The organism is Methyloceanibacter marginalis, assembly GCF_001723295.1.
Classification (GTDB): Bacteria; Pseudomonadota; Alphaproteobacteria; order Rhizobiales; family Methyloligellaceae; genus Methyloceanibacter; species Methyloceanibacter marginalis.
Map to the genome: position 1 here is coordinate 1 of NZ_LPWD01000052.1, position 4,468 is coordinate 4,468.

Sequence of the window (4,468 nt, forward strand, 5' to 3'; positions counted from 1 at the left end):
TCTCTCCTTAAGAGACCGGCTCCTTTTTTTGGGGCGCGCAGCCGATCCTAAAGATTCAAGACGATATCGATCATCACGCGCCGATGAGCAGGCTCCAAAACGCCGCGATCGCCGCGGAAAGCCCGAACCAGAATTTCGGACGCGCCTCGATCAGCATGCCCCGCCAGGCATTGCGCATGAGGATCGCAGGGCCTGCGAAGACCCTCAGGACAACGCCTAGGATCGAGGTCAGGGTGGAGTTCGGCTCCACGCCGAACCGCATCGGCTGGCCGGACACGAGCTGGACGAAGCTGGACAGCACGCCGGCCAACACGAAGCCGACAGCCGTCAGATACGCATAAATGACCAATTCCATGGCGCCCCTCGCCGTGCTTTCCGCAACAAGCACTGTAGCGAGGGGACCGGGCCCATCCGCAGGGAATTCTTAAGGACTGGTTAACACCCGTGCCGGCCCGGCACGGAACCGCTATTTCAGGTCGAAATCGAGGATCGCCATCTGGAATTGATAGGCGGTCTCGTCCTCGTCGTCATCGTCGCGGAACAGCACGCCGATGAACTCCTCCCCGATATAAACCTCGGCGGAATCGTCCTTCTGCGGCCGTTGCCGGACCTGGATCGACGGCAGTTGAAACGTCTTCTGCAGATAGGTTTCGAGCTTCAGAATCTCGTCGCGTGTCACGCACTTATCCCTTTGAGCTGCTGCCAGCCCTAGCGGCGGCTTGTTTCTTCGCTGCCAGTAAAGAACTGGTCCATGGTCACGCCGGCTCCGCGCATGTATTGGCGCCGATGTCCCGCGCCGGAACGCCGGCTACCGTCCGCTGCGGCGGCACGTCCTTGAGCACCACGCTGCCCGCAGCAATCCGGGCGCAGTCGCCGACCTTGATGTTGCCCAGGATCTTGGCGCCGGCGCCGATCATCACCCCGCAGCCGATCTTGGGATGGCGGTCGCCCTGCTCGTTGCCGGAACCGCCAAGCGTGACGCCATGCAAGAGCGAGCAATTGTCGCCCACCACCGCGGTCTCGCCGATCACGATACCCGTGGCGTGATCAATCATGATGCCTCGGCCGATTTTGGCCGCCGGGTGGATGTCCACCTGGAGGAAGCGCGACACGAGGCTCTGGAGATAAAGCGCAAAGTCCTTGCGGCCCGCGTTCCACAGCCGGTGACCGATGCGGTGGGTCTGAAGCGCATGGAAGCCCTTGAAATAGAGCAACGGCTCGATCAGGCGGTCGGAAGCCGGATCGCGCTGCATCCACGCCATCAGATCCGCCCGAAAGGCTTCACCGAGCGAAGGGTCGGCCTGGAGCACCTCGTGGAAGGTGTTGTGGATCAAGCCGGGATCGAGCACGGCGTGCTGAAGCCGCCGCGCGAGACGGTGGCACACCGCATCCTCAAGACGCGCATGGCTCAGCACCGACGCGTAGATGAAGCCGCCGAGCGCCGGTTCGGCCGCGCTGATCTCCTCGGCTTCCCGCCGCACCTGGCTCCAAACCGGATCGTAGGTCTTGATCTGCGGCTGTGCCGCCATTGCCGACTTATGCATGGCTCACCTCACTTGAGCCCCCGTAGCAGGATCATTCCGCTTCGTCTACCACGAGAGCCCATACCGAAAAATCAACCACTAAGGACGCGAGGTTAAAAAGTCGAGCACGCCCTGTTTGAACCTGGAATCGCCTACCGCTTTCATGTGATCGCGTCCGGTGATCTCTAGGAATTGGGCACTCGGGATCAACTCCGCAAGCGCCGCGCCCGACCCGCCGATCACGTCCTTGCTACCCACCGCGACCAGCACCGGCACGGTGATCTCGCCGAGCTTCTCGGGCGGCACCTTCTCCCGGGGTCCGCGCATGCAGGCCGCCAGCGCCTTGAGATCGCTCTTGGTCTGTTCGGCGAAGATGCGGAAGCTCCGCGCCGTGTCGTTGGTCACATCCTCGAGCCGCGGCGCTTCGAGCGCCTTGGCAAGCGGCCCCGAGCCGATCATGCCCCTCACCATGTTGATGCCGAGACCCCCGAAGATCACGCTGCGCACGCGCTCCGGATGGGCGAACGTAAGAAAGGCGGCGATGCGCGCACCCATGGAGTAACCGAGCACGTCGGCGCGTTCGATGCCCAGATGGTCGAGCAGACGCCGCGCGTCCTCCGCCATCTCCGGTGCGCCGTAGCGCTCTGGTTCGTAGAGCTTATCGCTTTCGCCGTGGGCTCGATTGTCGAGGGCGATGACACGGCGCCCGGCTTGCGTCAACGTCCGGACCCATTGCGGGTCGATCCAATTGGCGCCGATGTTTGAGGCGAAACCGTGGATCAGCAGGATCGGCTCCCCCTCGCCTTCATCCAGATAGGCGATCCGCACGCCGTCGGAATCGAAGCTTTGCATTCTTGACCTACCGCTTTGGCTTCAGGCTCACTATGCTGCCCGCGCCTTCTTATAACGAGACCAGCGAACGGATCGTCATGTCCCAAAACGCTCGTGCCCCATTTCGTGAATGACATAGGCGTCGACCGGATCAAGATCGGCGTCAAGGAGTTCCAATGCATGGGGGCCGCGCCCCCGCAGGATCATCCGCACGTCTATCTGGATATGGGCGACGACAAGCAGATCATCTGCCCCTATTGCTCCACGCTGTACGAGTACGATGACGGACTCAAGGCAACCGACAGCCGGCCGGAAGGCTGCGTGTACGTCGCCACCACACCGCCCGGCGCCCCGGCGGCCTGACACGTCAAATGGCGCAAGACCTGCCTGTCCTCATCGCCGGCGCCGGCATTGGCGGGCTGTCCACGGCGATCGCGCTTGGCCGCGCTGGGATTAACGCCACAGTCCTGGAACGTTCCACTTTCGCCGAGGAGAGCGGCGCGGGCATCCAGCTCGGACCCAACGCCACGCGCATTTTGCGCAGCCTCGGCGTGCTCGATGTGCTCCTGCCACAGACCTTCCGGCCCGAAGCAGTCTGGCTGTTCGACGGGCTGAGCGGGCGCCGGCTCGCCACCGTGCCTTTGGGCGACCACGCGGAGCAGCGCTACGGCGCGCCTTATCTGACGCTTCACCGTGCCGATCTTCACGCGGGACTGCGGACCGCCGCCGAGGCCGCCTCGGCCGTCTCTCTCAGTTCCGGCTTCGACGTCTCGGGCATCGAGGCGCGTGACGGCATCACGATCGCCAATCTCGACGGTACGACCATTGAAGGCTCGAGCCTGATCGGGGCCGATGGACTGTGGTCCACGGTGCGAAAATGGGTCGCGCCGGAGGCCGCGCTGTCCTACGCGGGCGCCACGGCGTTTCGCACGCTCCTGCCGCGAAAGGGTCTGCCGGCACCCTTCTCGGCCCCCGTCATCGGCCTGTGGCTGAGCCCCAAAGCCCATCTCGTGCATTACCCGGTGCACGCCGGCGGAGCGTTGAACGTCGTGGCCGTGACCGCAGGGGGCAGGAAGGCGCAAGGCTGGAACCAGACGGCGGACCCTTCGTCTTTGCTTTCCGGATTCACCCGCTGGTGCAAGGAGTCGAAATCATTGCTGGAACGGGCGGAAGGCTGGCGCGCCTGGTCGCTATTCTCGCTGCCCGCGCTGCCTCGTTGGAGCCGGGGAGCAGTAACGCTGGTCGGAGACGCGGCCATCCCGTGCTGCCCTATCTCGCCCAAGGCGCGGCGTCGCCATCGAGGACGCCGCCATGCTCGCGAAATATTTCGCCGCCGGCCGCAACGACCCCGCCACGCGTTCCGCACCTACGAGAACGCGCGCCGCCCGCGCGCCACGCGCCTCAAAAACACCGCGCGGCGCCTCGGCCGGATCTATCACTTAAGGGGACCGGCGCGGCTTGCACGCAACACGGCGCTCGGTCTTCGCAGCGAGACGGCGACGCTTCGTCAGTTTGATTGGCTCTATGGCGTCGACTAGCGAGGGCCTTTCCCAGACTCGCTTTGGAACGCCGTGCGGCAAAAATCCTCAGGCCGCTTGCCGGTTTCCGGCGACTTTCGAGCGTCCCCCAACTATGCTTCGATGACGTGCAGATTCTGATCAATAGTCCCCGCGCAGCCCCGCAAGCGGCTGATTTCCCACAAACTCGGTAGCCTCCACGATGCTGCTCGCCGTTGTTGCGCTGACCCCATTTCTCGGTGCCGTCATCCCGCTCCTGGCGATCCGCCATGGACGCAACTTCTGCGCGATCGCGACAGGGGCCGTAACCCTCCGTCGCCCTCATGTGTCTTCTTTCCGCGGCGCCGGCCTTTACCGGGGCGAAGTCTTGGCCTGGAGCGTGCTTGGCTGCCGATGATCGGCTTGTCCTTCTCGTTCTTCCTCGATGGCTTGGGGCTGTTCTTTGCTGCGCTCATTCTCGGCATGGGACTGCTGATCATTCTCTATGCGCGCTACTACCTGAGCTCGACGGATCCGCTCGGGCTCTTTTACTTCTACTTGCTGCTGTTCCAGGGGGCGGATGGTGGGCATCGTCCTCAGCAATAACATTCTCCTGCT

Annotated in this window: 7 protein-coding genes; 3 read left to right on the plus strand and 4 right to left on the minus strand. The window is 63.8% G+C overall.

All coding sequences use genetic code 11. The features are described from left to right. Window positions 1-73: 73 nt before the first annotated feature. From AUC71_RS02705 to AUC71_RS02720, 4 genes are all read right to left on the minus strand, one after another. The gene (locus AUC71_RS02705; protein WP_069623037.1) at window positions 74-355 is read right to left on the minus strand and encodes a DUF6949 family protein; all 282 of its coding nucleotides are present in this window, start codon (window positions 353-355) and stop codon (window positions 74-76) included. Between the two features lie 111 nt (window positions 356-466). Further along, window positions 467-679, minus strand: coding sequence for a DUF3126 family protein (locus AUC71_RS02710; protein WP_069623038.1), 213 nt, complete (start codon window positions 677-679; stop codon window positions 467-469). A 76-nt stretch (window positions 680-755) separates the two neighbouring features. Continuing rightward, complete coding sequence (gene cysE, locus AUC71_RS02715; RefSeq protein WP_069623039.1) at window positions 756-1,544, minus strand: serine O-acetyltransferase; 789 nt, start codon at window positions 1,542-1,544, stop codon at window positions 756-758. Between the two features lie 78 nt (window positions 1,545-1,622). Next, window positions 1,623-2,375, minus strand: coding sequence for an alpha/beta fold hydrolase (locus AUC71_RS02720; protein ID WP_069623040.1), 753 nt, complete (start codon window positions 2,373-2,375; stop codon window positions 1,623-1,625). 51 nt (window positions 2,376-2,426) lie between these two features. On the opposite strand from AUC71_RS02720, the gene AUC71_RS20705 reads away from it, so the two are divergent. From AUC71_RS20705 to AUC71_RS20710, 3 genes are all read left to right on the plus strand, one after another. Then, a complete protein-coding gene (locus AUC71_RS20705; protein WP_069623043.1) occupies window positions 2,427-2,717 on the plus strand; it encodes a zinc-finger domain-containing protein in 291 nt (96 codons plus the stop codon). 8 nt (window positions 2,718-2,725) lie between these two features. After that, entirely contained in the window at window positions 2,726-3,892 is a 1,167-nt protein-coding gene (locus AUC71_RS02730) for an FAD-dependent monooxygenase (RefSeq protein ID WP_083238018.1), read from the plus strand. A 372-nt stretch (window positions 3,893-4,264) separates the two neighbouring features. Further along, the gene (locus tag AUC71_RS20710; RefSeq protein ID WP_069623042.1) at window positions 4,265-4,456 is read left to right on the plus strand and encodes a hypothetical protein; all 192 of its coding nucleotides are present in this window, start codon (window positions 4,265-4,267) and stop codon (window positions 4,454-4,456) included. Window positions 4,457-4,468: the final 12 nt, after the last annotated feature.

Excerpts from the sequence above, each read along its gene's own strand:
- AUC71_RS02705 (WP_069623037.1), bottom strand. The coding sequence starts at position 355 with ATGGAATTGGTCATTTATGCGTATCTGACGGCTGTCGGCTTCGTGTTG.
- cysE (WP_069623039.1), bottom strand. The coding sequence starts at position 1,544 with ATGCATAAGTCGGCAATGGCGGCACAGCCGCAGATCAAGACCTACGAT.
- AUC71_RS02720 (WP_069623040.1), bottom strand. The coding sequence starts at position 2,375 with ATGCAAAGCTTCGATTCCGACGGCGTGCGGATCGCCTATCTGGATGAA.
- AUC71_RS02730 (WP_083238018.1), top strand. The coding sequence starts at position 2,726 with ATGGCGCAAGACCTGCCTGTCCTCATCGCCGGCGCCGGCATTGGCGGG.
- AUC71_RS20710 (WP_069623042.1), top strand. The coding sequence starts at position 4,265 with ATGATCGGCTTGTCCTTCTCGTTCTTCCTCGATGGCTTGGGGCTGTTC.